24 protein-coding genes and 1 riboswitch are annotated in these 26,160 nt (G+C 61.9%); of the genes, 8 read left to right on the forward strand and 16 right to left on the reverse strand.

The window, feature by feature from the left end; all coding sequences use genetic code 11:
- Positions 1 to 14: 14 nt before the first annotated feature.
- The 7 genes from atzF to K0P33_RS08930 form a co-directional block, all read right to left on the reverse strand.
- Positions 15 to 1,787: an allophanate hydrolase gene (atzF, locus tag K0P33_RS08900; protein ID WP_242154889.1), complete on the reverse strand. Its 1,773-nt coding sequence runs from the start codon at positions 1,785 to 1,787 to the stop codon at positions 15 to 17.
- Positions 1,788 to 1,815: 28 nt separating this feature from the next.
- Positions 1,816 to 5,439 carry an urea carboxylase gene (gene uca, locus K0P33_RS08905; protein WP_242156016.1) on the reverse strand — a complete coding sequence of 1,208 codons (3,624 nt, stop codon included), beginning with the start codon at positions 5,437 to 5,439 and terminating at the stop codon, positions 1,816 to 1,818.
- Positions 5,440 to 5,698: 259 nt separating this feature from the next.
- Positions 5,699 to 6,328, reverse strand: a complete 630-nt coding sequence (locus tag K0P33_RS08910) for an urea amidolyase associated protein UAAP2 (protein WP_094951012.1) — start codon at positions 6,326 to 6,328, stop codon at positions 5,699 to 5,701.
- 9 nt (positions 6,329 to 6,337) lie between these two features.
- Positions 6,338 to 7,063: an urea amidolyase associated protein UAAP1 gene (locus K0P33_RS08915; protein WP_094951011.1), complete on the reverse strand. Its 726-nt coding sequence runs from the start codon at positions 7,061 to 7,063 to the stop codon at positions 6,338 to 6,340.
- Positions 7,060 to 7,824: an ABC transporter ATP-binding protein gene (locus K0P33_RS08920; RefSeq protein WP_094951010.1), complete on the reverse strand. Its 765-nt coding sequence runs from the start codon at positions 7,822 to 7,824 to the stop codon at positions 7,060 to 7,062. Before K0P33_RS08920 ends, K0P33_RS08915 begins: the two co-directional genes overlap by 4 nt.
- Positions 7,821 to 8,636, reverse strand: coding sequence for an ABC transporter permease (locus tag K0P33_RS08925; RefSeq protein ID WP_094951009.1), 816 nt, complete (start codon positions 8,634 to 8,636; stop codon positions 7,821 to 7,823). The genes K0P33_RS08920 and K0P33_RS08925 overlap by 4 nt, the downstream gene beginning before the upstream one ends.
- A 12-nt stretch (positions 8,637 to 8,648) precedes the next feature.
- Complete coding sequence (locus tag K0P33_RS08930; protein WP_094951008.1) at positions 8,649 to 9,716, reverse strand: putative urea ABC transporter substrate-binding protein; 1,068 nt, start codon at positions 9,714 to 9,716, stop codon at positions 8,649 to 8,651.
- Between the two features lie 61 nt (positions 9,717 to 9,777).
- Positions 9,778 to 9,879: riboswitch (guanidine-I (ykkC/yxkD leader) on the reverse strand.
- 313 nt (positions 9,880 to 10,192) lie between these two features.
- Between K0P33_RS08930 and K0P33_RS08935 the strand changes: the two genes are divergently transcribed.
- Positions 10,193 to 10,552, forward strand: coding sequence for a hypothetical protein (locus K0P33_RS08935; RefSeq protein WP_094951007.1), 360 nt, complete (start codon positions 10,193 to 10,195; stop codon positions 10,550 to 10,552).
- Here K0P33_RS08935 and K0P33_RS08940 read toward each other — a convergent pair.
- Entirely contained in the window at positions 10,549 to 11,661 is a 1,113-nt protein-coding gene (locus tag K0P33_RS08940; protein WP_242154891.1) for an enoyl-CoA hydratase/isomerase family protein, read from the reverse strand. The genes K0P33_RS08935 and K0P33_RS08940 overlap by 4 nt on opposite strands.
- A gap of 135 nt (positions 11,662 to 11,796) precedes the next feature.
- Between K0P33_RS08940 and ung the strand changes: the two genes are divergently transcribed.
- Positions 11,797 to 12,489, forward strand: a complete 693-nt coding sequence (ung, locus tag K0P33_RS08945) for a uracil-DNA glycosylase (RefSeq protein ID WP_094951005.1) — start codon at positions 11,797 to 11,799, stop codon at positions 12,487 to 12,489.
- Between the two features lie 123 nt (positions 12,490 to 12,612).
- Here the strand turns inward: ung and K0P33_RS08950 are convergent, their stop codons facing one another.
- From K0P33_RS08950 to K0P33_RS08970, 5 genes are read right to left on the reverse strand one after another with little or no spacing between them, the layout of a single operon-like run.
- Positions 12,613 to 13,650: an AbrB family transcriptional regulator gene (locus K0P33_RS08950; RefSeq protein ID WP_242154893.1), complete on the reverse strand. Its 1,038-nt coding sequence runs from the start codon at positions 13,648 to 13,650 to the stop codon at positions 12,613 to 12,615.
- Positions 13,643 to 15,157 (reverse strand): tripartite tricarboxylate transporter permease, encoded by a 1,515-nt coding sequence (locus K0P33_RS08955; protein WP_094951002.1) that lies wholly within the window; start codon positions 15,155 to 15,157, stop codon positions 13,643 to 13,645. Before K0P33_RS08955 ends, K0P33_RS08950 begins: the two co-directional genes overlap by 8 nt.
- Before the next feature lies 1 nt (position 15,158).
- Positions 15,159 to 15,617: a tripartite tricarboxylate transporter TctB family protein gene (locus K0P33_RS08960; RefSeq protein WP_094951001.1), complete on the reverse strand. Its 459-nt coding sequence runs from the start codon at positions 15,615 to 15,617 to the stop codon at positions 15,159 to 15,161.
- Between the two features lie 60 nt (positions 15,618 to 15,677).
- Entirely contained in the window at positions 15,678 to 16,667 is a 990-nt protein-coding gene (locus tag K0P33_RS08965; RefSeq protein WP_242156018.1) for a tripartite tricarboxylate transporter substrate binding protein, read from the reverse strand.
- A gap of 41 nt (positions 16,668 to 16,708) precedes the next feature.
- Positions 16,709 to 17,998: an OprD family porin gene (locus K0P33_RS08970; protein ID WP_242154895.1), complete on the reverse strand. Its 1,290-nt coding sequence runs from the start codon at positions 17,996 to 17,998 to the stop codon at positions 16,709 to 16,711.
- A 235-nt stretch (positions 17,999 to 18,233) separates the two neighbouring features.
- On the opposite strand from K0P33_RS08970, the gene K0P33_RS08975 reads away from it, so the two are divergent.
- The gene (locus tag K0P33_RS08975) at positions 18,234 to 18,905 is read left to right on the forward strand and encodes a response regulator (protein ID WP_083359659.1); all 672 of its coding nucleotides are present in this window, start codon (positions 18,234 to 18,236) and stop codon (positions 18,903 to 18,905) included.
- Positions 18,898 to 20,283, forward strand: coding sequence for a sensor histidine kinase (locus K0P33_RS08980; protein ID WP_094950999.1), 1,386 nt, complete (start codon positions 18,898 to 18,900; stop codon positions 20,281 to 20,283). The genes K0P33_RS08975 and K0P33_RS08980 overlap by 8 nt, the downstream gene beginning before the upstream one ends.
- Here the strand turns inward: K0P33_RS08980 and K0P33_RS08985 are convergent, their stop codons facing one another.
- Positions 20,284 to 21,105: an HDOD domain-containing protein gene (locus tag K0P33_RS08985; protein ID WP_242154897.1), complete on the reverse strand. Its 822-nt coding sequence runs from the start codon at positions 21,103 to 21,105 to the stop codon at positions 20,284 to 20,286.
- A gap of 36 nt (positions 21,106 to 21,141) precedes the next feature.
- On the reverse strand, positions 21,142 to 22,083 hold the full coding sequence (locus K0P33_RS08990; RefSeq protein ID WP_242154899.1) for a folate-binding protein: 942 nt from the start codon (positions 22,081 to 22,083) through the stop codon (positions 21,142 to 21,144).
- A 140-nt stretch (positions 22,084 to 22,223) separates the two neighbouring features.
- On the opposite strand from K0P33_RS08990, the gene K0P33_RS08995 reads away from it, so the two are divergent.
- On the forward strand, positions 22,224 to 22,478 hold the full coding sequence (locus tag K0P33_RS08995) for a succinate dehydrogenase assembly factor 2 (protein ID WP_094950996.1): 255 nt from the start codon (positions 22,224 to 22,226) through the stop codon (positions 22,476 to 22,478).
- Positions 22,462 to 22,908: a protein YgfX gene (locus tag K0P33_RS09000; RefSeq protein WP_094950995.1), complete on the forward strand. Its 447-nt coding sequence runs from the start codon at positions 22,462 to 22,464 to the stop codon at positions 22,906 to 22,908. Before K0P33_RS08995 ends, K0P33_RS09000 begins: the two co-directional genes overlap by 17 nt.
- On the opposite strand, the gene nadB is transcribed toward K0P33_RS09000, so the two are convergent.
- Positions 22,877 to 24,493 (reverse strand): L-aspartate oxidase, encoded by a 1,617-nt coding sequence (gene nadB / locus K0P33_RS09005; protein WP_242154901.1) that lies wholly within the window; start codon positions 24,491 to 24,493, stop codon positions 22,877 to 22,879. The two genes, K0P33_RS09000 and nadB, sit on opposite strands and share 32 nt — an antisense overlap.
- A gap of 462 nt (positions 24,494 to 24,955) precedes the next feature.
- Between nadB and rpoE the strand changes: the two genes are divergently transcribed.
- Both rpoE and K0P33_RS09015 read left to right on the forward strand, forming a co-directional pair.
- Entirely contained in the window at positions 24,956 to 25,537 is a 582-nt protein-coding gene (gene rpoE, locus K0P33_RS09010) for an RNA polymerase sigma factor RpoE (RefSeq protein WP_003172477.1), read from the forward strand.
- 32 nt (positions 25,538 to 25,569) lie between these two features.
- Positions 25,570 to 26,157, forward strand: coding sequence for an RseA family anti-sigma factor (locus tag K0P33_RS09015; protein ID WP_034096393.1), 588 nt, complete (start codon positions 25,570 to 25,572; stop codon positions 26,155 to 26,157).
- Positions 26,158 to 26,160 lie beyond the last annotated feature (3 nt).

The following is a 26,160-nucleotide window of genomic DNA, read 5'->3' on the forward strand; positions in this document are numbered from 1 at the left end:
ACAGCGCCGCCCCGCTATTGCAAGCTGTGCAGGTAGCCGCGCCAGCCGCCGAAGTGGCTGATGTCCACCGCGCCCGCCAGGCCGTAGGGTTCGCAGATGAAGCCGGTTTCCCAGCGCCCGTCCGCCAGTTGCACCTTGCCAAGGCCCAGTGGCGCGGGGATACCGGTGAGGAATGAGCCGAGTTCGCGGCTCGGCACTTCCCACACCTCAACCTCGACGGCCACGCCGCCTTCGCTCACCCGCAGCATGCCGGGGCGATAAGGCGGCCCGCCGGCCAGGGCGAACAGTTGATAGTCCGCCGAGCTGTGGGTGCGCTCCAACAAGCGTGCACCACGGCGCACTAATTGGCCGTTCAGCGCCAGCCCTTGCAGGTGTGCGCCACACACCACCAGCCGCGTCATGTCATGGCTGGCGTTGCCTGTTGGCGCGCCGAGCGATGCATCCTGCTGGCGCTGCAGCGCATCGGCCACGCCCAGCAGGTATTGATCGGTAAATGCGCGACCAAACAGCGTCACGCCCCAAGGCAACCCGTTGTGCATAAAGCCGCTGGGCACGGCGACGGCCGCGTAATCCAGCAGGTTCATGAAGTTGGTGTAATAGCCCAGTTCGGCGTTGCGCAACACCGGTTCGGCACGCAGTTCTTCCAAGGTGACTGGGCGGGCGATGGTAGGCGTCAGCACGCAATCGAGCCCTTCCAATAACACATCACATTGGGCTTTCAAGGCTTGCAGACGGTACTGCGCACGGAAGGTGTCGACACCCGTCACCGCCGGCGCCTTGGCCAACACGGCACGGATCACTGGCAGCACCGCTTCGGGCTCACGCTCCATCAGTTCACCGGCCACGCTGTAGCGCTCGGCCACCCACGGCCCTTCATAGAGCAGGCGCGCGGCTTCGAGGAAGGGTGACAGGTCGAGCGTGACCGGTTCGCCGCCGAGGGCAATCACGCGGGCGATGGCCTGCTGGAACAGGGGTGGGCCTTGCTCGCAGCCGAAGAATTCCAGGTCCTGAGTGCGCGGTACACCAAAACGAAACGGCTTCGGTGCACCGAACGCGCAGGCGTCATTCCACGCCGGGTTCTGGCGGCTGTAGGCGTCCAGCGGGTCGAGCTTGGCGGTCAGCGCCAGCAACTGGCTGGCCTCGCGCGCGGTGCGGGTAAAGGTGGTGACGCAATCCAGCGTACGGCACGCCGGCACCACGCCCGCCGTGGAGATCAGGCCTTTGCTCGCCTTGAGCCCCACCAGGTTATTCAACGCCGCCGGCACCCGGCCGGAACCGGCGGTGTCGGTGCCCAGGGCAAAACTCGCCACACCCAGGGCGACGGCCAACGACGACCCCGCACTGGAACCGCCCGCTGGATATTCCGGCAATACACTGTTGGGGCAGGCGCCATACGGCGAGCGGCTACCATTGAGCCCGGTGGCGAACTGATCCAGGTTGGTCTTGCCCAGCGGCACCGCGCCCAGGGCGATCAGTTGCTCGACAATCGTCGCACTGTGCGTCGGTACATAAGCAAACGCCGGGCAGGCCGCCGTGGTCGGAATGCCTACCAAGTCGATGTTGTCCTTGATCGCAAACGGCACGCCGAACAACGGCAATTCGGACGGCTCGCGAGCGTCCAGTGCCGCCAGGTACGGCTCCAGTTCCGCCACGCTGAGCAGATGAATAAACAGGTGATAGTCAGGGTTCAGTTGCGCGGCTTTTTCGCGCAACTGCAAGAGTAATTCGCGCGGCGTGGTATCGCCGCTGAGGTAGGCATTGCGCAGATTGTCCAGTTGCAGATTCATGGCTTGTCCGCCTGTTGAAAAAGAAAAGTCAGTCACGTTCCAGCACCACCACCCGTTGCCCGGCGCCAATGCCGCTGCCGGGTTGCACCGGGATCTCGCGCACGGTGCCGGCGAAGGGCGCCACCACCGGGATTTCCATCTTCATGGACTCAAGAATCACCAGCACCTCGCCGGCTGAGACCCGATTCCCGGTAGCCACCTGAACCTGCCAGAGGTTGCCGGCGATAGGGCTGTCGACGCTGACCTCGTTGGCCAGCAGCGGGGTGTCTTCACCGATGGGCGCAGCCAGCTCTTCACTGTCGTAATGCGCCTGGCCGCTGGCGATCCAACGCTCGCGCTCGGCATTAAAAGCCTGCTGCTGATGCTCGCGAAAGGCGCCGATGCTCGACGCTTCCCGCGCCAGAAAAGCCTGGTAATCCGCGAGGTTCAACTGGCTGTGCTCGATGCTCAGCGCAAAGCGCCCCAGCGGGAAATCGCGGCGGATCTGCACCAGCTCATCAGCACTCACCGGGTAGAAACGGATCTGGTCAAAGAAGCGCAACAACCATGGCTTGCCGTCGAACGCCGCGACTTCCCGGTAGCGGTTCCACATCTGCAGCGTGCGCCCCACAAACTGATAACCGCCCGGGCCTTCCATGCCATAGACGCATAGGTAAGCACCGCCGATGCCCACCGAGTTTTCGGCGGTCCAGGTGCGGGCCGGGTTGTATTTCGTGGTCACCAGGCGATGACGCGGGTCCAGTGGCGTGGCGACCGGCGCGCCGAGGTACACGTCGCCCAGGCCCATCACCAAGTAGCTGGCGTCGAATACGGTGTGGCGCACTTCGTCGAGGTTCGCCAGGTCGTTGATACGGCGGATGAACTCCAGGTTGCTCGGGCACCACGGCGCGTCTTTGCGCACGGTGGTCATGTATTTTTCGATGGCCAGTTGGCAGGCCGGGTCGTCCCACGACAACGGCAAATGCACGATGCGCGACGGCACTTGCAGGTTTTGCGTGGCGCACACGGCGGCCCATTCGGTGGTGATCAGCGGCAGCAGCTCGGCCAGCGGCAGTTGTTCGGGTTGGTAGTGGATTTGCAGGGAGCGGATGCCCGGGGTCAGGTCGATCACGCCGTGCAGGGCGCGGGTTTGCAGGGCCTGCATCAGTGCGTGTGCGCGAAAGCGCAGCACCAGGTCGAGTTCGGCGGCGCCGATCTCCAGCAGCAGGTGGGTGTCACCGGCGAGGCGAGCGACGAGGCGGGTGTTGTCGTGGCCGGTGTCCAACACCACTGGCGACTCGATCAAATGTGGGCGCGGGCTTGCTCGCGAATGCATCACCTCGGTTTGACTGACAGCCCGAGCCGTCTGCATCGCGGGTAAGCCCGGTGCCCACATTTGATCCCAGTTCAGGGCGAGATCGCGGGCGGTTTTGAGGTCGACCGGTTCGAAGCGAATTTTGTCACCCGCCTTGAGTTGCCCCAGCTGCCACAGGTCCGCCTCAATCACCGTCACAGGGCACACAAACCCACCCAGGCTCGGCCCATCCGGCCCGAGGATCACCGGCATATCCCCAGTAAAATCCACCGCCCCAATCGCATAAGGATTGTCATGAATGTTCGACGCATGCAGCCCGGCTTCGCCGCCGTCCGTGCGCGCCCATTCAGGCTTTGGCCCGATCAGCCGCACGCCGGTACGGCTGGAGTTGAAATGCACTTCCCACTGGGTGGCGAAGAAGGTGTCGATGTACTCAGGCAGGAAATATTCCGGCGCACCGTGCGGGCCATAAATGACCCGCAGTGTGCGCACCTCAGCCAATGGTTCAGCCATCAACTGCTGCCCGGCGTTGACGTCTGCCAATGGCAACACGTGCAACACATCACCGGCCCGCAAAGCACGCCCGCCATGCCCGCCAAACTGACCGAGCGTGAAGGTGCTTTTGCTGCCCAGATAGTCGGGCACTTGCAGCCCGCCGCGCAGGCACAGATAGCTGCGTGCACCGGCGCCTGCGAGGGTGCCAAGGCTCAACATCGACCCGGCCTCGATCAACAGCGCGGTATTCATCGGCGCTGTCTGGTCATTCAACAGCAGCGGGATTTCTGCACCGGTGACGGCGATGACCGCCGCGCAATTGAAGCGTAGCAGTGGCCCACTCATGGTGATTTCCAAGGCTGCTGCGCCGTCGTTGTTGCCCAGCAAACGATTGCCCAAGCGCAGCGCGCGACTGTCCATCGGCCCTGACGGCGGCACGCCCACGGCCCAGTAGCCGAGGCGGCCAGGATAATCCTGCACACTGGTTTGCGTGCCGGCGCTGAGCACTTCAACGGTGTCGGCGGTGTAGACCAGATCTTCCAGGCAGCGCGTCCATGGGCGGCCGCTGGCGAAGGGCGCGGCGAGCAGGATCTGGCGCAGGTAATCGCGGTTGGTTTCCACGCCATAGAGCTGGCTGTCGCTCAACGCCTGATGCAGGTCCATACGTGCCTGTTCGCGGCTCGGCGCCCAACTGATGAGCTTGGCGATCATCGGGTCGAAGTACGCTGGGATCTCGCAGCCAGCTTCCACCCAAGTGTCGATCCGTAGGCCTGCGGCGACCGGGAAGTCCACGCGAGTCAACAGCCCCGGGCTCGGCTGGAAGTCCTTGCCGGGGTCTTCCGCATACAGCCGTGCCTGAATCGCATGGCCATGGGGGTTCAAAGCCAATGTATGCAAAGGCGGCATTTCACCGGCTGCCAGCAGCACCATCCAGCGCACCAGGTCCACGCCCCAGACTTGCTCGGTCACGCCGTGTTCCACTTGCAACCGGGTGTTCACTTCGAGGAAGTAAAAGCGGCCATCGGCGCTATCAAAGATAAATTCCACGGTGCCGGCGCTGCGGTAATTTACGGCCTTGGCCAGGGTAATGGCGGCCGCGCACAAGGCCTCGGCCATGCCGTCGGGCAGGTTCGGCGCCGGGGTTTCTTCGAGGACTTTCTGGTTGCGCCGCTGCACGGAACAGTCGCGCACGCCGAGGGCGATCACTTCACCTGCGCCGTCGCCGAACACCTGCACTTCCAGGTGGCGGGCGTGCTGGATGTACTTCTCGATGAAGACACCGGCGTCGCTGAAATTGTTCTGCCCCAGGCGTTTGACCGCCTCGAACGAGTCGCCCAACTCGGCCGCGCTGCGGCACACGCGCATGCCGATGCCGCCACCGCCGGCGGTGCTTTTGAGCATTATCGGGTAGCCCACCGTGTCGGCCGCCAGCAGGGCCGCGTCGAGGCTGTCGAGCAGTTCGGTGCCTTCCAGCAAGGGGATCTGATATTGCTTGGCCAGAGCGCGCGCGGTGTGTTTGAGGCCGAACACGCGCAACTGTTCAGGCGTCGGCCCAACGAAGGCAATACCGGCGCTTTCGCAGGCTTGCGCGAAGGCGGCGTTTTCCGAAAGGAAGCCGTAGCCGGGGTGGATGGCCTTGGCGCCACAGGCCTTGGCGGTGGCGAGGATTTTTTCCACCGCCAGATAGGTGCCGGCCGCCGCGCCTTCACCGAGGCTGTAGGCCTCGTCGGCTTGCTGGATATGCAGGCTGGCTGCGTCAGCTTCGGCGTACACGGCGACGCCTTTGACCTGGAGCTCGCGCAAGGTGCGCAGGATGCGACAGGCGATGGCGCCACGGTTGGCGATCAACAGTTTTTCGAACATGGCAAAACCCTGCGGGCCGTCCCGCATGTGGGGGTACGCGCCAGGGTCGTCCATGGCGCCAATCTTTGGAGTTGATGGTGATCAACTGTGGGGGCCGGGCTTGCCCGCGATGGCGGTGGGGCTGTCACCTTATTTATTGGCTGATTAACCGCCATCGCAGGCAAGCCAGCGCCCACAGGGAAGCTTCATTGTTTTTGCATGCACTGCCCCGCTCGGGCCTGGCACAGGGCGAACAACCATTTACGCAACCGCTTCATTTTCAGTTCCATACCAGTAACTCCGCAGGGGTCGGGTTGTAGGCGTTGCAGGGGTTGTTCAATTGCGGGCAGTTGGAAATCAGCACGATCACGTCCATCTCCGCGCGTAAATCGACGTACTTGCCGGGCGCGGAAATACCGTCTTCAAAGGTCAGCCCACCGTCGGCTGTGACCGGCACATTCATGAAGAAATTGATGTTCGGCCCGATGTCGCTTTTACCCAGGCGGCCATCGTGGGCGCAGGCGCGCAGGTAGTTGTCTCGGCAGCTGTGCATGTAGCGTTTTTCCAGGGCGTAGCGCACGGTGTTGCTCTCTTGCGCGCAGGCGCCGCCGAGGGTGTCGTGGCGCCCGCAGGTGTCTTCGACGAGGGTCAGCATCGGCTGGCCGAGGTTGGAATACAGCACGCTGCCGGTGCTCAGGTACACGTTGTTTTGCCGACGCAGGGTGCGTTGCACGTCGTAGCGTTCCTTGGGGTTTTTGAGGCTGTAGAACAGCGTGTCGACGGCCTGGTTGCCCTCAAGGTCAAGGATGCGCAGGGTCTGGCCGGCCTTGACCTCCATCAGCCACGGCTCGCCGGCGGGAATGGTTGCGCGGTACACCGCCGCATCGGGTTGTTTCAGTGCGATAGACATGGCAGCTCCTCAAGCGAACAGGCGGTCAGTGTTGATAAAGCCGCGCGTGTTTTCCGGGCGCGACGTGCGGCAGTGTTCGGCGACGCTGGGGGCCGCGTTCATCCAGCTCAGCTTCAGCGGTTGCGGTGCGTAATCGGGGTTGGGGTCCATCGGGTGTTGCAGGGCGGTGAGCACCACCAGCGTGTCCATCGGTGCGTAGAGCTCGATGTAGTCGCCGGCCTTGGAATTGCCCGGCACAAAGTGCAAACCGCCGTCGCCGTCCACGCTGACGCGGCTGAACAGGTTGAGGGTCATCAACAGGTCGCAAAGCCCCAGGCCCCACTTGCCCAATTCCACCAGCAGGTTGTCGGTGCCGTTGCGGTAGAAGCCGTTGCGCAGTTCCTGATAGCGGCCCTTGCCATATTTTTCGGCCACCTCGGCGGCGCATAACACCCCGCCAATGCTGTCACTCCAGCCGCAGGTGTCGGCGGTGATGGCGGCCAGCACGCGGCCCATGTCCGAGTACAGGCAGTGGCCGCGGGTGAGCTTGGCGGTGTGTTGGCATTTGAGGCTGTCGGGCAGGTTCAGGCGTTCGGTTTTTTCATTGGCGTTGAGCAGCGTCAGGCTGACGTTGGCGCCGCCACGAATGTCGGTGAGGCGCAGCAGTTGGCCGCGCTTGAGCACGAAGGAACGGTGGCCGCCGCCGGGTAGCATTTCTTCGGCGAACGGCGCAAACAGTTGAGTGGAATCGGTCATTGGGCTGAGGCTCCAAGTTCGGCGGCGAGCGCTTTGCGGCGCGCGCTGTTCAAAGGGATGTCGTAGGTAATGCGGGCGCCATAGGCACCGGGGGCGTGGGGGTCGACGCGGACCTTGTCGAACACCAGCAAGCGCGTGCCGAGGCTGAAGCCTTCGCTCAGGTCGTGGGTGACCATGAACACCGTCAGCCGGGTTTCGCGCCACAGCGCCAGCAACAGCTGGTGCATGTCCTTGCGAATGCCCGGGTCGAGGGCGCCGAAGGGTTCGTCCAGCAGCAGCACGCGGGGCTTCATGATCAGGGCTTGGGCGATGGCCAGGCGTTGCTGCATGCCGCCGGAGAGCTGCGCCGGGTACTTGTCCAAGGCGTGGCCGAGGCCGACTTTTTGCAGCAGTGCGGCCGCCTGTTCCCTGGCGTGTCTTTTGGCTTTGCCGAACAGCCGGCCCAGCAGCGGTGAATGAGGCAGTTCAAGGCCCAGGGCGACGTTGTCCAGTACCGTCAAATGCGGGAACACCGAGTAGCGTTGGAACACCACGCCACGGCTGGCATCTGGCTCGGCGGCGAGGGCTTGGCCGTCCAGCAGGATCTGGCCTTTGCTCGCGGTTTCCTGGCCCAACAGCAGGCGCAGAAAGGTGGATTTGCCGCACCCGGAGGTGCCGACCAGCGTGCAAAACTCACCCTCCTCGACGTGCAGGTTGAGGCCCTCCAGCACCACTTGGTCGCCGTAGCGCTGCCACACATTGTTGACGCTGATAAAGCTCATGCCCGCGCTCCTTCGTACCAGGGGAACGCACGGCGGGTGAGGGTTTTCAGGCCCCAGTCCATCAGCCAGGCGAGCAGGGTGATCCACACCACGTAAGGCAAGATCACGTCCATCGCCAGGTAGCGGCGTACCAGGAAAATCCGGTAGCCCAGGCCGTCGGTGGAGGCGATGGCTTCGGCGGCGATCAGGAATAACCACGCCGAGCCGAGCATCAGCCGCAGCGAAATCAGCAGGCGCGGTAGCAGTTGCGGCAACACCACGCGCAGCATCAGGGTCCAGGTGGAGGCGCCGAGGGTTTGCGCTTTTACCAGCAGTTCGATGGGGATTTCCCGTGCGCGCTGCTCAAGGTCACGCGCCAGGGCTGGGGTGATGCCGATGACGATCAGCATCACTTTGGACAATTCCCCCAGCCCGAACACGATGAACAGAATCGGCAGGATCGCCAGCGGCGGCACCATCGACAGCACCGTGAGCAACGGCGACAACGGCGCGCCAAACAGCGGCAGCGTACCGGCGGCAATCCCCAGGCACAGGCCGGCGAGGGCGCTTATCCCTAAGCCGATGGCGAGGCGGCGCAGGCTCGACGCGCTGTCTTGCCACAGCACGTACTCACCGGTACGCGTGTCGGCGCTGAACGCCAGGCGTTTTACCGCGTCGCCCATTTGCACGGCGCTGGGCAGCAGCTTGTCGTTGGGGTTGTCTGCCAGGCGCTCGGCCGAGCCCACGAAGTAGGCGAACAGCAGCAGGGCGAACGGCAGGATCACCAACAGCAGGCGACTGGAGCGTTCCGGGTGACGGTTGATCAGGCGCATGGCCGGGTCCTCTTACAGCGTGCCGTCGGCGGCCATCTGCACATAGCGGGGGTCGAAATGCAGCTTGAGGTTGGCGGTGTCGCCGCTGGTCACGCCATTGGCGAAGCTCATGCCCACGGCGCTGGTGTCCTTGGCGCCCTCGCCGAGCAAGCCGTGCTGGAAGGAGAATTCGGCAACTTTGCGCATGGTGGCGGGCAACTGCGCACTGGTGGCGAAGGCGAGGGCTTCCTTGGGCGTGGCGAACAGCTTGGTGGTGTCCAGTTGCGCCTGGAAACCCTTGAGGTCGGTGCCCGACGCTTTGGCCATATGCTCCAAGGCTTCGGTGCTGGCGGCGTTTTTGGCGTTCATCAGCGCGACCACTTCAAACCAGGCACCGGTGAGCGCTTTGCCCAGGGCGGGGTTGTCTTTGAGGGTTTGGGTGTTGACCACCATCATGTCCATGATTTCGCCGGGCACTTTGCTGGAGTCGAAGACTTGCGTGACACCGGGCTTGGCCTTGATCTCGCAGAGCATCGGGTTCCAAGTCGTGACGGCTTGCACTTGATTGGTGTTGAAGGCAGCGGCGATGTCAGCGTCGGAGGTGTTGACCACTTTCAGGTCTTTTTCGGTGAGGTCAGCCGATTCCAGTGCCCGCGCCAGCAGGTAGTGGGACACCGAGAGTTCCACCAGGTTGACGTTCATGCCCTTGAGGTCGGCCACGGTCTTGCCGGTGCCTTTGATCACCACGCCATCGTTGCCGTTGGAGAAGTCGCTGACCACCAGCGCGGTGCTGTCCACGCCACCGGCGGCGGGGATGGTCAGGGCGTCCATGTTGGTCATGGTGCAGCCATCGAACTGGCCAGCGGTGTACTGGTTGATGGATTCGACATAGTCATTGAGCTGCACCATGTCGATCTTGATGCCGTACTTCTTGGCCCACTTGTCGAGGATGCCCTGGCTGCCGGCGTACTCCCACGGCATCCAACCGGCGTAAATGGTCCAGCACACACTGAAGTGGTCTTTGCTGGCGGCTTGGGTCTGGAAGCTCAACACGGCGGCGAAAGCGGCGGCGAGCAGGGCGGGTAAACGGGGTGTTGGCATGGGGGTTCTCCAGTTGATCATGGGCGGGCAGGGAGCAACGCGGCACCGTGAACGGTGGCTTGTCTCCCGGGCTTTTATCCCGCCGTGTAACCTCAACTGGAGGTCGCCAACTCTCGGACCAGCCACTCGCGTCAAGCGAGCCGGAACCCTAGTCAGCCATTGCAAATTGTGGTGCCGCGAACCTGTGATGAAGCCTGCACGGGTTAGCCAAAGCGAGAGTCGTGCCAAGTAGGCCGCGAGCCTTTAGACCGAAGGTTTGCGCGAGGAGGGTGAGGGGCAGGGGGCTTGGGCTGCGTTGTGCTGGTGCGCTGGCGCACTGCAATGAAGCGCTCGCTTCGTCTGAAACAGATGTTTCAACCTGTGTCCGAAACGCACCAGATTCGGTTTTTGATGTCAGATATTTCGTCATTCAATGAAAGACGAATGCCGCCCTTCAGCGTCGCTGAAGGTGCTCTCAAGCGGTCCAGGAGGCCGCCATGTATCGACGACTGCTTCTTAGCGCTTTATTCGGCCTGACCCTGTCTGCGTGTGTGCCCTATTACGATGGCGGGGGTACTTACTATCGCTCTGAGGTCTACACCACTCCGGCCCCGGCCTATTACTACGGCGGCGGCCCCAGTTACCTCTATGGGCGTGGCTACTACGCGCCGCCACCGCGTTACTACCCGGCGCCGCGTTATTACCGGCCAGCGCCGGGCTATTACCCAAGGTCTAATTACCGGCCGTACCCGAACCAAGGCTGGGGCGGCAACCGTTGGGGCAATGGCGGTGGGCATAACCAAGGCGGCAACCGTGGCGGCGGGCATGGTGGCGGCCACGGTGGTGGTCACCGTTAGACGTCGGACAAGTCCGCCAGTGGGTGCCGACCTTCCCAGGCCTTGTGGAAATGCGCTTGCACCACGGCCTCGGGAATGGTGTTGATATCCGGCCAGTGCCAATGGGGCGTCTGGTCCTTGTCAATCAACCGCGCGCGCACGCCTTCGGCGAACTCCGGGTGACGGCAGCAGTTCAGGCTCAGGGTGTATTCCATCTGGAACACTTGGGCCAGGGACAGATGCCGGGCGCGTTGAATCTGCTCCCAGACCAGATGCGCCGTCAGCGGGCAGCCTTCGCTGAGGGTCTTGCCGGCGCGGCTGAACAGCGGGTCGGCGTGGTCGCGCAATGGGCTCAGCGCGCGCCAGGCACAGCGCACATCACCGACGTCCAACCATTCGTCGATCTGTGCACGGCGGGGCAGCCATTGCGCCTCGGGTTGCTGGCTGACCGCTTCCTGGGCCAGGGCCTTGAGCAGGCTGTTGAGTTGCATCGCGGTTTGTTCCTGCCAATTCAGTTGCAGCAGACCTTCGATTAATTCTTCTTGCTGGTCATCGCGCAGGAAACGGTCGGCCAGGCCCAGGTCCAGGGCGTCGCGACCATTGATGTGCGCGCCGGTGAGGCCAAGGAACACGCCGAGCTTGCCGGGCAGGCGCGACAGGAACCAACTGGCGCCCACATCCGGGTACAGGCCGATGCTGATCTCGGGCATCGCCAGACGGCTGCTCGGTGTCACGATGCGCACCGCCGCGCTTTGCAGCAGGCCCATACCGCCGCCCAACACGTAGCCGTGGCCCCAGCAGATCAGCGGCTTGGGGTAGGTGTGCAGGCGATAGTCGAGGCGGTATTCCGCCGCGAAAAACTCTGCGGCCAGGGTTGGCACAGCGCCGGGATGTTCACGGCAGGCCTGGGCCAGGCTGCGCACTTCGCCGCCGGCGCAAAAGGCTTTGGGGCCATTGCCGCGTAGCAGCACACAGGCGATGTTCGGGTCTTGGGCCCAGGCATCCAGGCGATCGCCCAGGGCCAGGATCATCGGCAAGGAGAGCGCGTTGAGAGACTTTTCAGCGTCCAGGCTGGCGATGCCGATGCGGGCACCGTCGCTGCCGGTCAGCTCTTCGAAGTGCAGGTTCATCGTGACCTCAATCGAGAAAGTGAACGATCAGTATGATCGCTTCAACAGAAAGTGCCGGTTGTGTGTCAGATCAATTGACAAGCGGGGTCGGCTTTCCTAGGGTTCGCCCATTCTTTTTTACACGACGAACACACCATGACCGAAGGCGACCGTATCAAACTCGAACCCAGCTGGAAACACGCCCTGCAGGATGAGTTCGAACAGCCCTACATGGCTCAACTGCGCGAGTTCCTGCGCCAGGAACACGCCGCCGGCAAAGAAATTTACCCACCGGGCCCGCTGATTTTCAATGCACTCAACTCAACGCCGCTGGACAAGGTCAAGGTGGTGATCCTCGGCCAGGACCCGTACCACGGCCCAGGCCAGGCCCACGGCTTGTGCTTCTCGGTACAACCGGGCGTGCCGACGCCGCCTTCCTTGGTAAATATCTACAAAGAGCTCAAGCGCGACCTGAACATCGACATCCCCAACCACGGTTGCCTGCAAAGCTGGGCCGACCAGGGCGTGCTGATGCTCAACACCACCATGACCGTGGAACGCGCGAATGCCAACGCCCATGCGGGCAAGGGCTGGCAGTTCTTTACCGACCGGATTATCGAAGTGGTCAGCGCGCATCAACCGCACTTGGTCTTCCTGTTGTGGGGCGCCCATGCGCAAAGCAAGCAAAAACTGGTGGATGCGACCAAGCACCTGGTGCTGACGTCGGTGCATCCGTCGCCGCTGTCGGCGTATCGCGGGTTTTTGGGCTGCGGGCATTTCAGCCGCACCAACAAGTTTCTTGAGCAGAATGGCGAGACGCCGATTGAGTGGCGGTTACCGCCACTCTAAAGCTCAGCACAGTCCAATGTGGGAGCTGGCTTGCCTGCGATAGAATCACCTCGGTCTGGCTGAAACACCGAGGTGCCTGGATCGCAGGCAAGCCAGCTCCCACATTGGAATTTGGTGGAGGGTTTAGACGTTGTCTGGCTGGCGGTTCCAATGCCTGAACAACGGCTCTGCCAGAAACAGCACAAATAACAAGCGCATCACCTGCATCGCCGTCACCAACGGCACCGACAGTTGCAAGGTCTCGGCGGTGAGGCTCATTTCGGCAATGCCGCCGGGCATCATGCCCAAGGTCAGTGAGCGCAAGTCCAGCTGCGTCATGGCGCTCAAGCCCACCGCCGCTAACGTCGCCAGCGCCATGGTCAACGCCGTACCGATCAGCGTACGCGCCATAAACGACGGGGCCCGGCGAAAGAACTGACGGTTGAAGTGGCAGCCCAAGCCGCTGCCGATCAGCCATTGGCCGATCTGGCTGCCGCCATCGGGCAGGCCGATATGCAAGTCCCACACTACACTGGCGGTGGCGCTGACCAACAGCGGCCCGAACAGCCACGGGTTCGGTTGGCGCAAACGCTGCCATCCCCAGGCTACCAGCGCGCCAATCGGAAATAACACCGCCAGCCAGGCCCAGCTCACCGGCGCCGGCTGAAACTGCGGCGCGCCGCCTTCGAGCAAATACTTGAAGATCGCCGGCACACACAGCACCACCACCAGCACGCGCAAACTCTGCCCCGCCGCAACACGGCTGAGCACCGCGCCATTACGCGCGCCGAGGTTGACCATCTCACCGGAACCGCCCGGCATGCTCGAGAAAAACGCGGTGGCGCGGTCTTCGCCACTGCGGCGCATCAACCACACACCGACAATGCTCGACAGGCTGGTGATCAGCGCACCGAAGAAGATCAGGCCGAAGTGGCTCATCACCTGCTCGATCACCATCGGCGTAAAGTGCAGCCCGATGCCGACGCCCACTACCCATTGGCCGCATTTGCGTCCGCCGGGAATCTCGGCCAATTGCCATGGCGTCAGGCAGCGCACCAGGATGATCGCCAGCAACGAGCCGACCATATACGGCAAAGGCCAGCCGACGAGGCTGGCCAGGTAACCGCCGGCCAGGCCGACCAGCGGTGTTGCCCACCATTGTTTAAAGGTGACCTCAGACATCGGCCACGGCGCGACGCTGCAGGGCACGTTTGCGGTAGATGCGCAGCAGCGGCACAAGCAACATGATTGCGGTCAGTACCCACACACCAAAGGTGATTGGGCTGGACCACAGGATTTCCAGCGCGCCGTTGGAAATCGACAGCGCGCGGCGCAGGTTCTGCTCCATCAGGCCGCCGAGGATAAAGCCCAGCAGCACCGGCGACAGCGGGAAGTCCAGCTTGCGCAGGATGTAACCGAAGATGCCGATACCAATCATCAGGAACAGGTCGAAGGTGGTGGCGTGAACCGCGTACACCCCAATCGCGGTGATGATGGCGATTACCGGCACCAGCGCCCAGTTTGGCACGGCAAGGATGCGCGTGAAGATGCGGATCATCGGGATGTTGAGGATCACCAGCATGATGTTGGCGATAAACAACGAAGCGATCAGGCCCCAGACGATGTCCGGCTGTTGTTGGAACAGCAGTGGGCCGGGGGTAATGTTGTACAGCGACAGCGCGCCGATCATCACCGCGGTAGTGCCTGAGCCGGGTACGCCGAGGGTCAGCATGGGGACGAGGGCGCCGCAGGCGGCAGCACCGATGGCGGTTTCCGGCGCGGCCAGGCCACGTTTGTCACCTTCGCCGAAGGTGCCGCTGGCACCGGCGATACGTTTCTCGGTCATGTAGGCCACGGCGCTGGCCAGGGTGGCGCCGGCGCCCGGTAGCACACCCATGATGAAGCCCAGGACGCCGCAGCGAATATTGACTACGAATACCGACGCTGCTTCCTTGAAGTTGAACATCATGCGCCCGCTGGCCTTGACGGCTTCCTGGCCATGGTGGGTTTTTTCCAGCAGCAACAGGATCTCGCTGATGGAAAACAGGCCCAGGACCAGCACCACAAATTGGATGCCGTCGGTCAGGTGGATATTGTCACCGGTAAAGCGGTACACACCGCTGTTGGCGTCGATACCCACCGCCGACAGGAAAAGGCCGATCAAGGCGGCGACAAAGGTTTTCAGCGGTTTCTCACCGGCCATACCGCCCAGGCAGACAATCGCGAACACCATCAATACGAAATATTCCGCAGGCCCAAAGGCAATCGCCCATTTAGCCAGCAGGGGAGCAAACATCACCATGCCGCAAGTGGCGATGAGTGCACCGATGAACGAACTCCATGCTGACAACGACAGTGCCACGCCCGCCAGGCCTTTACGCGCCATCGGGTAGCCGTCGAGGGTGGTCATTACTGTCGAGGCTTCGCCCGGGATGTTCAGCAGAATCGAACTGATACGGCCGCCGTATTCACAGCCCAGGTACACGGCCGCCAACAATATCAGGGCTGACTCAGGCGGCAGCCCAAGCGCGAAGGCGATGGGGATCAACAGCGCGACGCCATTGATCGGCCCCAGGCCCGGTAACAGGCCGACCACGGTACCGATCAGGGTGCCGCACAATGCGGTCACCAGGTTGTAGGGGGTCAGCGCAACGCCGAAACCCTGGCCCAAATAGCCAAGCGTATCCATATCAGTTCTCCAGAACGTCGAGCAGGCCGAGGGGCAGAGGTACGTCCATGGCTTTATCAAACAGCAGATAAAGACCGACGCTCATCAACGTGATAATCACCACGCTGGGCAACCAGCGACCGCCATATAGCCGAGCCATTGGTATACCGATCAGCATGCTGCTGAGAATGAAACCCAGCGGCTCGAAGGTGCCGGCAAATATCAGTAGCAGTGCCACGCATAGGCCGATTTTGATCAGGGTCGCTCGGTCCAGCGGTGGTTCGTCGTCCTTGTATTGGGTGGGCTGAGGGCGAAACAACATATAGATCAGTGCCAGGCTCATCAGGCCGAGCATCAACAGCGGGTAGGCACGGGGTCCGACCGGCTCGTAGGAAAATGCCGCCTGATACGGCCAGGCCATCAAGGCCAGGCCGGCGCAGGCAAGCAGCAGCGTGGCTGCAAAAATGCGTTGTAAGAGCATGGGAAACTCCTGGGCCACACCCCTGATGCACAGAGGCGTGGCCGCGCGAACAAGGGGCGATTACTGGATCAGGCCGAATTCTTTGGCCAGCACTTTGTAGTCAGCCACCTGTTTCTTCACGTAGGTGTCCAGCGCAGGTCCGGTCATGGCGAACGGGAACAGCTCGCGCTGGTTGCGCAGCTTGGCGAAGTCTTCGGAAGCCAGCAGCTTGTCAAAGGCGGCTTTCCACCAGGCGTAGTCTTCATCGCTGACTTTTGGCCCGAGGTAGAAGCCTCGTACCACTGGCCAGACGATGTTGTAGCCTTGCTCCTTCGCCGTCGGAATATCCTTCATTTCCGGCTCGTCCAGGCGCTCCTCGGAGAACACCGCGAGTAAGCGCATGTCGCCGCTCTGGATATGGGGCATGGAGTCGGAGATGTCGGTACTGCCCACTTGGATATGGTTGCCCATCAATGCGGTGACAATTTCACCACCGCCTTCCAGTGCCACATAGCGCAGGTCGCGCGGATTGATGCCGGCAGCCTTGGCGACCAGAGCGGTTTGCATCCAGTCCTGGCTGCCCACGGTGCCGCCGGAGCCGATGACCACTTTGCTCGGATCTTTCTTCAGCGCCTGTACTAGGTCGTCGAGGTTTTTGTAAGGCGAATCGCTTTTTACGGCGATGGCACCGTAGCTGGTGCCCACGGCTGCCAACCAACGCACGGCACTTTCATCGAAGCGCCCGAACTTGCCTTGGGCCAGGTTCAACAGCGAACCACTGGACCACGCCACCAAGGTGCCGGCGTCTGCCGGGCGCTGCGCCACCACTGCGTTATACGCCACCGCACCCACGCCGCCCGGCATGTAGGTCACGCGCATCGGTTTGCTCAGCAACTTTTCGTTGACCAGCGCGCTTTGCGCCAGTTTGCAGGTCAGGTCAAAACCACCGCCGGGCGAGGCCGGGGCGATGCATTCCGGGCGCTTGGGTTCGTCGGCGGCCATCAGTTGGCCAGCGAACAGCATGCAGCCGGCGGCGAGGGCCAATTTACGCAGTGAATAGGTCATTTTTATCTCCGTCTTTGTTGTTATTAGGTGTGACTGCCCGGCACTTATTACCAGAGCGCGAGGCTGTAACTGACCAGCACACGCACTTCATCCGCGTCACGTGCCGAATAGTTGGAGCGGTACGTGGCATTGCGCAGGCGCAGGGCTACGTCTTTGAACGTGCCACTTTGCACGACATAGCGGATCTCGCTGTTGCGTTCCCACTCCTTGCCGGTCTCGCCGTTCCTGAGCTTGATGTTGTCACCCGACAGGTAACGGCTCATAAAACTCAGGCCGGGAATCCCCAGTTTGGCGAAGTCGTAGTCGTAGCGTGCCTGCCAGGAGCGTTCTTCGGCGCCGGCGAAGTCGTTGATCTGTACGAAGTTGACCAGGTACGGGTCAGCGCCATCCACATAGGGAAAGGCGCTGTCGCCGGACATGTGCTGGTAGCCGGCGCTGAGCTTATGGCCATTGAGGGCATAGCTGAACAGGCCGTTGAGGGATTTGTTGTCGATAGGGCCGCCGTGGGCTGCACCGGTGTCATCACTGATGGCCAGGCGCAGGTCGGCGCCGAAGGTGCCGGGGCCCATTGGGCGCGAGGCCACCAGGCCCAGGAAGTGCTGGCGGTAGACATCGTCGAGCTGGGCGAAGTGGTAGCTGCCGGTGATCTTGTCGGCGAACTTGTAGTCCACGCCACCGAAGTTGAAGTGCTTGCCGGTAGCGCCGCTGATGAAACGGCTGTTCTTGTTGTTGAGGGCGATGTCTTCGTAGTCGGTAGAGTCGCGGTCCTTGGCTTTATCCAGGCGGCCACCGGTGAACACGAGGTTCTTGAATTCTTTGGACGTCAGCAGCCCGCCGTTGAAGGTTTGCGGCAGGATGCGGCCGTCGTTGGGCTTGAGGATCGGCAATTCGGGGATCAGCGCACCGATCTTCAGCTCGGTGGCGGAGATTTTCACTTTGCCGGTCAGGCCGAGTTTGGAGTATTCATCCACGGCCCGACCGTTGTCGGTGGGCAACAGGCCGCTGCCGGTGCGGTCGGGGCTGGAGTCGAGCTTGACCCCGAGCATGCCCAATGCATCCACGCCAAAGCCGACGGTGCCGTCGGTGTAGCCCGATTGCAGGTTGAGCATAAAGCCCTGGGCCCATTCGTCGCGCTTGGACTGCTGCGCGCTGGTGCCGTCGCGAAAGTCGCGGTTGAAGTACATGTTGCGGGTTTCCAGGGTCGCGCTACTGTCTTCGAAGAAGGCAGCCTGGCTCAGCGGCGAAAAGCCGGCAAGGGCAGTGGCACTGGCAAGGGCGGTCTGGGTAAGGCGAGAAAAACGAACAGGCGGGCAAGCCTGGGGCTGTGTCGACAGCATCGTTGTGTACTCCGTTATTGTTCTTATTTTGGCGAAAACGCGTCTAGGCGTTTTTCTGGCGCTACGGATCAGGTAGCTCGGCGGGAATTACCCACCGTATCTGGATGCTAAAGGGCGAACCTTTCACTAACCTTTCAGTTGCATTTCAGTGTTTTCGGGCTTCACAGGGCAGGTGGCGCCTGTAAACTGCCCGCCAAAGCGTGGCGTCGACCATGCCCGAATGAGGTGAAAATCCATGCGTGTTCTCCTGGTTGAAGACCATTTGCAACTCGCCGAAAGTGTCGCCCAGGCGCTCAAGAGCACGGGTTTGACCGTCGACGTGCTGCACGATGGGGTGGCCGCGGACCTGGCCTTGAACAGTGAGGAATACGCGGTGGTCATCCTCGATGTGGGGCTGCCGCGCATGGACGGTTTCGAGGTATTGGCGCGTCTGCGGGCGCGTGGGAAAAATCTGCCTGTGTTAATGCTGACGGCGCGCAGTGATGTGAAGGACCGCGTGCATGGCCTGAACCTGGGCGCCGATGACTACCTGGCCAAGCCGTTTGAACTGACCGAGTTGGAGGCGCGGGTCAAGGCGCTGTTGCGCCGCAGTGTATTGGGTGGCGAGCGCCAGCAGGCGTGCGGCGTGCTGGTGTATGACTTGGATACCCGGCGTTTCACGGTGGGCGGCGAACTGTTGACCTTGACCTCCCGCGAGCAAGCGGTGCTTGAAGCGCTGATTGCCCGTCCAGGCCGCGTGATGAGCAAGGAGCAATTGGCCTCCCAGGTATTTGGCCTGGATGAAGAGGCCAGCCCCGACGCCATCGAAATCTATGTGCACCGTTTACGCAAGAAACTCGACGGCCAGCCCATCGCTATCGTGACCTTCCGCGGCCTCGGCTACCTGCTGGAAGCCCGCGATGCATAAGCCCAGCAGCTTGCGCTGGCGCCTGCTGTGGAACCTGGCGCTGTTGCTGGTGGTGTTGATGCTTGCCAGCGGCATGAGTGCTTACTGGAATGGTCGCGAAGCCGCCGACACTGCCTATGACCGCACCTTGCTGGCCTCGGCGCGCACTATCGCTGCCGGGTTGACCCAAGTGGATGGCACCCTGAGTGCGAATGTGCCGTATGTGGCACTGGACACTTTTGCCTACGACAGCGCAGGCCGTATCTATTATCAGGTCAACGATATTGATCAGAAGCTGATCTCCGGCTACGAAAACCTACCCGGTCCGCCTCCCGGCACGCCGCGTACTGACGATTACCCCGCGTTGGCGCGGTTTTATAACGCCACGTTTCAAGGCCAGCCTGTCCGTGTGGTCAGCCTGCTCAAGGCTGTCTCCGAACCGAACATGAATGGCATGGCAGAGATTCGCGTCGCGGAAACCGATGAAGCGCGCGAGAGCATGGCCCGCAGCCTGATGGCCGACACCTTGCTGCGCCTTGGGATGTTGGCGGTCGGCGCGTTGATGCTGGTGTGGTTTGCCGTGAGCGCGGCGTTGCGCCCGCTCGAGCGCCTGCGCACGGCGGTGGAAGAGCGCCAGCCCGACGACTTGCGGCCGTTGCCGCTGGTGGAGGTGCAGGATGAGTTCGGCCCGCTGGTGCGCTCCCTCAATCACTTCACCGAGCGCCTGCGCGGCCAGTTCGAACGTCAGGCGCAGTTTATCGCCGACGCCGCCCACGAACTGCGCACCCCGCTGGCCGCGCTCAAGGCTCGCTTGGAGCTGGGCCTGCGCAGCGACGCCCCGCAGACGTGGCGTAGCACCCTGGAAACCGCCGCCCAAGGCACCGACCGCCTGACCCACCTGGCCAACCAGTTACTGTCGTTGGCGCGCATTGAAAACGGCGCGCGGGCGATTGCCGAAGGCGGTGCGCAATTGCTCGACCTCAGCCAGTTGGCGCGCGAGTTGGGCATGGCCATGGCGCCGCTGGCCCACGCTCGCGGTGTCGCCCTGGCGTTGGAGGCAGACGAGCCGGTGTGGCTGCGCGGCGAGCCGACTTTATTGAATGAGTTGTTGAGTAACCTGGTCGATAACGCGCTGGCCCACACGCCACCGGGTGGCAATGTGATCCTGCGGGTTACGGCGCCCGCGATCCTGGAAGTGGAAGATGATGGCCCGGGCATCCCGCTGGATGAGCGGGACCGGGTATTTGAGCGTTTCTATCGCCGCAGCCAGCAGGGCATGGGCTCGGGGTTGGGGTTGGCGATTGTCGGTGAGATCTGCCGCGCGCACTTGGCGCAGATCAGTCTGCATGATGGTGAGTCGGCGGGGCTGAAGGTGCGCGTGAGTTTTATCGCGGGTTGATCAGTAGAACATCGAGCGCGCTTCATCCAACTCGGCGCGCAGGGCATCGCTGTAAGGGTCGATACGCAGTTTCTTGATTGCCGGCAGGTTTGAAACCGCCACGTTCGCCAGCGGATGATCGGTGTCTCGGTGGCAGTACAGCACGGCAACTTGCACCAGGTCGATGTAGTCCAGGCTCGCGGAGTCCCGCTCCAGGTCCAGGTATTGCCCCGGCAGCTTCGCCAGCATCTCCGGGAAATCCCAGCCACCCAGCAGCTTGTCGCCCAGCAATGGATGAATGCTCTCGATCACATGGTTGAGGCTGACCGGGTCGGAGAGCAGTTCGTAATGGTCTTCGGCATAAGTGAGGATCGGTAGCACGCCTATCTGATGCACCAACCCGCCGAGGGCCGCTTGGTCCGGCTTGAGATGGCTGTGGCTGCGGCACAAGGCATAACTCACGCCCGCCACTTCCAGGCTGCGGCGCCACACTTCGCGCATTTTCAGTTCGACGACTTCGGAGCGCGCGTGGAAGATTTGTTCCATCACCAGGCCGATGGCCAAGTTACTACTGTAATTGGTGCCCAGCCGGGTGATGGCGGTGTGCAGGTCGGTGACTTCCTGGGTCGCGCGCAGCAGCGGGCTGTTGACCACTTTGATCAGGCGCGCCGACAGGGCGGTATCGCGACTGATCACTTTACTCAGGTGGCCGATGCTGATCTCCGGGTCTTCGGCGGCCTGACGTATCTTCAGGGCCACTTCCGGTAATGTCGGCAGAACCAGGTCATCGTTGTCGATGGCCGTCACTAAAGCCTGTTGGACTTTTTCCGCCAGCTTGTTCATTCATGCTCTCTAGGGTGTTGCAAAAAGGTATGGCGATTAACGCTGGATCTCTTGATCGCGATCCAGTTGGTAAGGCAGATCGAGCAGTTGCAAGCCGGGGCCTTCCAGGGTGCCTAAGTGCACATCGCCACTGTCAGCAGCTTCGGCTTGCAACACGGCCAGAAGTTCAACGGATTGGTCAGCTTTTGCTGCTATCACCACTTCACCGATGGCGCTGTTGTGGCTGGGCGCGAACAGCGGGGTGCCTGGCTCGGGCAATTCCGCGCCGTCGAGGCGCAGGCGATACAGGCGACGCTTGAGCTTGCCCAGGTACTGCATGCGCGCGACGATTTCCTGGCCGGTGTAGCAGCCTTTCTTGAAGCTGACGCCGCCGACGGCCTGCAGGTTGAGCATCTGTGGGATGAACAGTTCGCGGGTCTGGGGCATGACCTGGCCGATGCCGGCGCGGATCTGGCCGAGCAGCCAGTCATTCAAGTCAGCTTGTTGCAGCTGTGCAGCCAATTGGTTGCGCAATGCTTCGGCTTGTTCGGCGGGCACCCAGAGTTCGGCACGCCCGGGGGAGACGCGGAGGGCGATCAACGCTTCGGTGCGCGCTACGCTGTCGGTCTCGGCAGGCAGTTCAAGGCCGAGGGCGGCCAGGGTTTGATCTGCATTCGCCAGGCCGAAACGCGCCCAGGCGGTGCTTTCGTCGGTGAGTTTGGACTTGGAGAACACCGCGTATTTTTTCAGGTCAGCCAGTTGCGGCTCGAGCAGTTCGGTGGCCATGGCCAGGAGCACGCCATCACCTTGCAGCAGGATGCGAAAACTCGACTGCATGCGCCCTTTTTGCGTGCAGCGCGCGCCGAGGCTGGCCTGGGTGTCACTCAGGTAATTGAGGTTGCAGGTCAGTTGCCCCTGCAGGAACTTGGCAGCGTCGGCGCCGCGGACGGCGAGAACGCCTTCGTGGGACAGGGGGCAGAAAAAAGCAGAGTCGGCCATGGGTCATCGCAGGTCAAAAAGTCATGGGTGCATCATAGAGGGGCGCCCGGCAAATGGATAGTTTCCGTAGGGGGCGACCAACGCCGACTGGTCCGCTGCCGTCGGGGCTGTATACTTGCGCACTATTTGAGGAGCGCTCCATGGTCGAAGAAGTAGAAATCAATCGCCTCTACTGGCACAGCCGTCGTGGCATGCTCGAGTTGGATGTGTTGTTGGTGCCTTTCACCCGAGAGGTGTACAAGACGCTCAATGAGGTGGATCGCAAACTCTACGAGCGGCTGCTGACTTGCGAAGACCAGGACATGTTCGGCTGGTTCATGGAACGCGCCGAATCTGAGGATCCGGAGCTGCAGCGCATGGTTCGCAAGATTCTGGACCGTGTCCAGCCTAAGTAATCGCTTCGAATGCCGCTGGCAGGCCTCTCGGCTGCTGCTGGCGGCGTATCTGCTTGCCCAGCTGTTCGCACTGGGTGCCTTGCTCGTTATCGCGTTGCCTTTTGCAAGCCTTGGCCTGCTGTTGTGCCTGGCTCATGCCGCCTGGGTGTTACCTCGGCATATTCTGTTGACCCACCGTTCGTCGATTCGCGGCCTGCGCCGCGACGAAGACGGCTGGCAGTTATTCAGCAATGAGCGCGGTTGGCACAGTGTGCAGCTGCGTCCAGACAGCCTGGCATTACCGTTGATCGTGGTCCTGCGCTACCGGGTGCCGGGCGCGTGGTGGGTGCGGTCGATTTGCGTGCCGAGGGATTCGCAGGCTGGCGATGTGCATCGGCGCCTGCGGGTGCGTTTGAAGTTCAGCCGCCGTAGGTGGTTGGCACCAGGATAGTGTCGCGGGCCTCGGGCAGCATCTGCGGGTAGTCGAGGGTGTAATGCAGGCCTCGGCTTTCTTTGCGCTCCATGGCTGAGCGAATCATCAGTTCCGCCACTTGGGCCAAATTGCGCAATTCGATCAAGTCGCGGCTGACTTTGTAGTTGCTGTAGAACTCGTCGATCTCGTCCAGCAGCAACCGCACGCGGTGTTGAGCGCGTTGCAGGCGCTTGTTGGTGCGCACAATTCCCACGTAGTCCCACATGAAGCGGCGCAGCTCGTCCCAGTTGTGGGCGATGATCACGTCTTCGTCCGAATCGGTAACTTGGCTGGCGTCCCAGCGGGGCAGGGCGGCGGGTACCGGGATGCGTGGCAGTTGCTCGAGGATGTCGGCGGCGGCTGAACGGGCGTAGACGAAGCACTCGAGCAGCGAGTTGCTGGCCATGCGGTTAGCGCCGTGCAGGCCGGTGAAGCTGGTTTCGCCGATCGCGTACAGGCCGGGCACGTCGGTGCGGCCGTGTTGGTCGACCATCACGCCACCGCAGGTGTAGTGCGCGGCCGGCACCACCGGGATCGGGCCTTTGGTGATGTCGATGTTGAACGCCAGGCAGCGCTCGTAGACGGTGGGGAAGTGGGTCTTGATGAAGGCTTCGGGTTTGTGGCTGATGTCCAAGTAGACGCAATCAATGCCCAGGCGCTTCATTTCGTGGTCGATGGCGCGGGCGACGATATCCCGTGGCGCCAGTTCGGCGCGTGGGTCGAAGCGTTGCATGAAGCGCTCGCCATTCGGCAGTTTCAGGTGTGCGCCTTCACCACGCAGGGCTTCGGTGATCAGGAAACTCTTGGCCTGCGGGTGATACAGGCACGTGGGGTGGAACTGGTTGAATTCCAGGTTGGCCACCCGGCAGCCCGAACGCCAGGCCATCGCGATGCCATCACCACAGGCACCGTCGGGGTTGCTGGTGTAGAGGTAGACCTTGGCTGCGCCGCCCGAAGCGAGAATGGTGAAGCGCGCGCCGTAGGTGTCGACTTCGCCGCTGGCGCGGTTGAGCACGTAGGCGCCGAGGCAGCGTTCGCCGTCCAGGCCCAGGCGTTTTTCGGTGATCAGGTCGACGGCTACCCGTTGTTCGAGCAACTCGATGTTGGGGCGTTGGCGGGCCTGGTCGAGCAGAGTCTTGAAGATCGCGGCGCCGGTGGCGTCGGCGGCGTGGATGATGCGGCGATGGCTGTGGCCGCCTTCACGGGTCAGGTGGAATTCGAATCCACCGTCGTCACTGCCCGCGTGTTCGTCGCGGGTGAACGGCACACCTTGGTCGATCAGCCATTGGATGGCTTCGCGGCTATGCTCAACGGTGAAGCGCACGGCGTCTTCATTGCACAGGCCGCCGCCGGCGTTGAGGGTGTCTTCGACGTGGGATTGCACCGTGTCGGTGTCATCGAGTACCGCTGCGACGCCGCCTTGTGCCCAGAATGTCGAGCCGTTGGCGAGGTCACCTTTGCTCAGCACTGCAATGCGCAGGTGGTTGGGGAGAGTCAGTGCGAGGCTCAAGCCGGCCGCGCCACTACCGATCACCAGGACATCGTGTTGAAACTGTTGGCTCATTTGAAGGATTCCGCAAAAAGCGATCCAAAGGGGTGGCGCAAACAGGACGCCTGGATCGGCGAATCAAAGGGTCACACGGGCCACTAGTATATAGAGGGGGGGAGCGGCACAATAGCCGGGCATTCGTGGCAATGTGAGATTACGGCGCACGGCGAGGTAAAATCGTCGGGTTATTGAAGCGGGAACTTTTTGCATAAGCCCCGACTCAATAGCAGGTTGCCCGAAAGCTGGGAAAACGTTGAGTTTATTGGCCCGTCGGGAGCATTGGACGCGTCAGAAAACCGGCGACAAGATTATTCGCGCAGCCGGCGTTGCCCGTGCTGCGTTTTTCGTGTGTGCCAAATCAGTGCGCGCCGGAAACTTGCTTTGAGGGGGAGAACTTTTGCGAAAAGTCCGAGTCTATGTTTGCAAGCCTGATCGTTTAGTTATGCAAGCCTCCTTCAAGTACAACGAGGAGTGTTCATGCTAACCCAGGAAGAGGATCAGCAGCTGGTCGAGCGCGTTCAACGCGGCGACAAGCGAGCATTTGATCTGCTAGTGCTGAAATACCAGCACAAAATTCTCGGGTTGATCGTGCGGTTTGTGCACGACACCCATGAAGCGCAGGACGTTGCACAGGAAGCCTTTATCAAGGCGTACCGTGCACTTGGTAACTTTCGCGGTGATAGTGCGTTTTACACGTGGCTATATCGCATCGCCATCAACACGGCGAAGAACTATCTGGTGTCTCGCGGCCGCCGCCCACCGGATAGCGATGTAAGTTCAGAAGATGCAGAATTTTATGATGGTGATCACGGCCTCAAAGATCTCGAGTCGCCGGAGCGTGCTTTGCTGCGCGACGAGATCGAAGGCACCGTTCATCGCACAATTCAGCAACTTCCAGAAGATTTACGTACGGCGTTAACTTTACGTGAATTCGATGGTCTGAGTTACGAAGACATTGCGAGCGTCATGCAGTGTCCGGTGGGGACTGTAAGGTCACGGATTTTCCGGGCCCGGGAAGCCATCGATAAAGCCTTGCAACCGTTGTTGCAGGAAAACTAAAGACAGCGGCGACAGCCAAGAGAGGAACCGCCATGAGTCGTGATGCCCTGCAGGAATCGCTGTCCGCAGTGATGGATAACGAAGCGGATGAACTGGAACTTCGTCGAGTGCTTAACGCATTTGATGATGCCGAAACCCGTGATACCTGGTCTCGTTACCAAGTCGCTCGGGCGGTGATGCACAAGGATCTTTTAATCCCTCGTCTGGATATTGCTGCGGCCGTTTCTGCTGCGCTGGCTGATGAAGCCGTTCCGGCAAAAGCTGCTCGTGGTCCATGGCGTAGCCTGGGTCGTCTGGCAGTCGCTGCTTCGGTAACCGTTGCTGTGCTGGCCGGTGTTCGCCTGTACAACCAGGACGAAATCGCGGGTGCCGAGCTGGCCCAACAGACTCAGCAACCGGTCATGGCCGGTCCGCAAGTTAAAGGTCCAGCCGTACTGGCCGGCTACAAGGAAAGCTCCGATGCCACCGGCCCTATGGCTAACGGTGTACTTCAAGGGCAATCCGGCTGGCAGGATCAGCGTCTTCCAGGTTACCTGCGCCAACACGCACAGGAATCGGCCTTGAAAGGGACTGAAAGCGCTCTGCCATACGCTCGTGCAGCAAGTCTGGAAAACCGCTAAACC

Source organism: Pseudomonas sp. ArH3a (assembly GCF_022648765.1).
Lineage (GTDB): Bacteria > Pseudomonadota > Gammaproteobacteria > Pseudomonadales > Pseudomonadaceae > Aquipseudomonas.

Excerpts from the sequence above, each read along its gene's own strand:
- K0P33_RS08930 (WP_094951008.1), bottom strand. The coding sequence starts at position 9,716 with ATGCCAACACCCCGTTTACCCGCCCTGCTCGCCGCCGCTTTCGCCGCC.
- K0P33_RS08980 (WP_094950999.1), top strand. The coding sequence starts at position 18,898 with ATGCATAAGCCCAGCAGCTTGCGCTGGCGCCTGCTGTGGAACCTGGCG.
- K0P33_RS08995 (WP_094950996.1), top strand. The coding sequence starts at position 22,224 with ATGGTCGAAGAAGTAGAAATCAATCGCCTCTACTGGCACAGCCGTCGT.
- K0P33_RS09015 (WP_034096393.1), top strand. The coding sequence starts at position 25,570 with ATGAGTCGTGATGCCCTGCAGGAATCGCTGTCCGCAGTGATGGATAAC.
- K0P33_RS08990 (WP_242154899.1), bottom strand. The coding sequence starts at position 22,083 with ATGGCCGACTCTGCTTTTTTCTGCCCCCTGTCCCACGAAGGCGTTCTC.
- K0P33_RS08985 (WP_242154897.1), bottom strand. The coding sequence starts at position 21,105 with ATGAACAAGCTGGCGGAAAAAGTCCAACAGGCTTTAGTGACGGCCATC.
- ung (WP_094951005.1), top strand. The coding sequence starts at position 11,797 with ATGACCGAAGGCGACCGTATCAAACTCGAACCCAGCTGGAAACACGCC.
- K0P33_RS08970 (WP_242154895.1), bottom strand. The coding sequence starts at position 17,998 with ATGCTGTCGACACAGCCCCAGGCTTGCCCGCCTGTTCGTTTTTCTCGC.
- K0P33_RS08950 (WP_242154893.1), bottom strand. The coding sequence starts at position 13,650 with ATGTCTGAGGTCACCTTTAAACAATGGTGGGCAACACCGCTGGTCGGC.
- K0P33_RS08910 (WP_094951012.1), bottom strand. The coding sequence starts at position 6,328 with ATGTCTATCGCACTGAAACAACCCGATGCGGCGGTGTACCGCGCAACC.
- K0P33_RS08920 (WP_094951010.1), bottom strand. The coding sequence starts at position 7,824 with ATGAGCTTTATCAGCGTCAACAATGTGTGGCAGCGCTACGGCGACCAA.
- nadB (WP_242154901.1), bottom strand. The coding sequence starts at position 24,493 with ATGAGCCAACAGTTTCAACACGATGTCCTGGTGATCGGTAGTGGCGCG.
- uca (WP_242156016.1), bottom strand. The coding sequence starts at position 5,439 with ATGTTCGAAAAACTGTTGATCGCCAACCGTGGCGCCATCGCCTGTCGC.
- K0P33_RS08915 (WP_094951011.1), bottom strand. The coding sequence starts at position 7,063 with ATGACCGATTCCACTCAACTGTTTGCGCCGTTCGCCGAAGAAATGCTA.
- K0P33_RS08935 (WP_094951007.1), top strand. The coding sequence starts at position 10,193 with ATGTATCGACGACTGCTTCTTAGCGCTTTATTCGGCCTGACCCTGTCT.
- K0P33_RS08960 (WP_094951001.1), bottom strand. The coding sequence starts at position 15,617 with ATGCTCTTACAACGCATTTTTGCAGCCACGCTGCTGCTTGCCTGCGCC.
- atzF (WP_242154889.1), bottom strand. The coding sequence starts at position 1,787 with ATGAATCTGCAACTGGACAATCTGCGCAATGCCTACCTCAGCGGCGAT.
- rpoE (WP_003172477.1), top strand. The coding sequence starts at position 24,956 with ATGCTAACCCAGGAAGAGGATCAGCAGCTGGTCGAGCGCGTTCAACGC.
- K0P33_RS08955 (WP_094951002.1), bottom strand. The coding sequence starts at position 15,157 with ATGGATACGCTTGGCTATTTGGGCCAGGGTTTCGGCGTTGCGCTGACC.
- K0P33_RS08940 (WP_242154891.1), bottom strand. The coding sequence starts at position 11,661 with ATGAACCTGCACTTCGAAGAGCTGACCGGCAGCGACGGTGCCCGCATC.
- K0P33_RS08975 (WP_083359659.1), top strand. The coding sequence starts at position 18,234 with ATGCGTGTTCTCCTGGTTGAAGACCATTTGCAACTCGCCGAAAGTGTC.
- K0P33_RS08925 (WP_094951009.1), bottom strand. The coding sequence starts at position 8,636 with ATGCGCCTGATCAACCGTCACCCGGAACGCTCCAGTCGCCTGCTGTTG.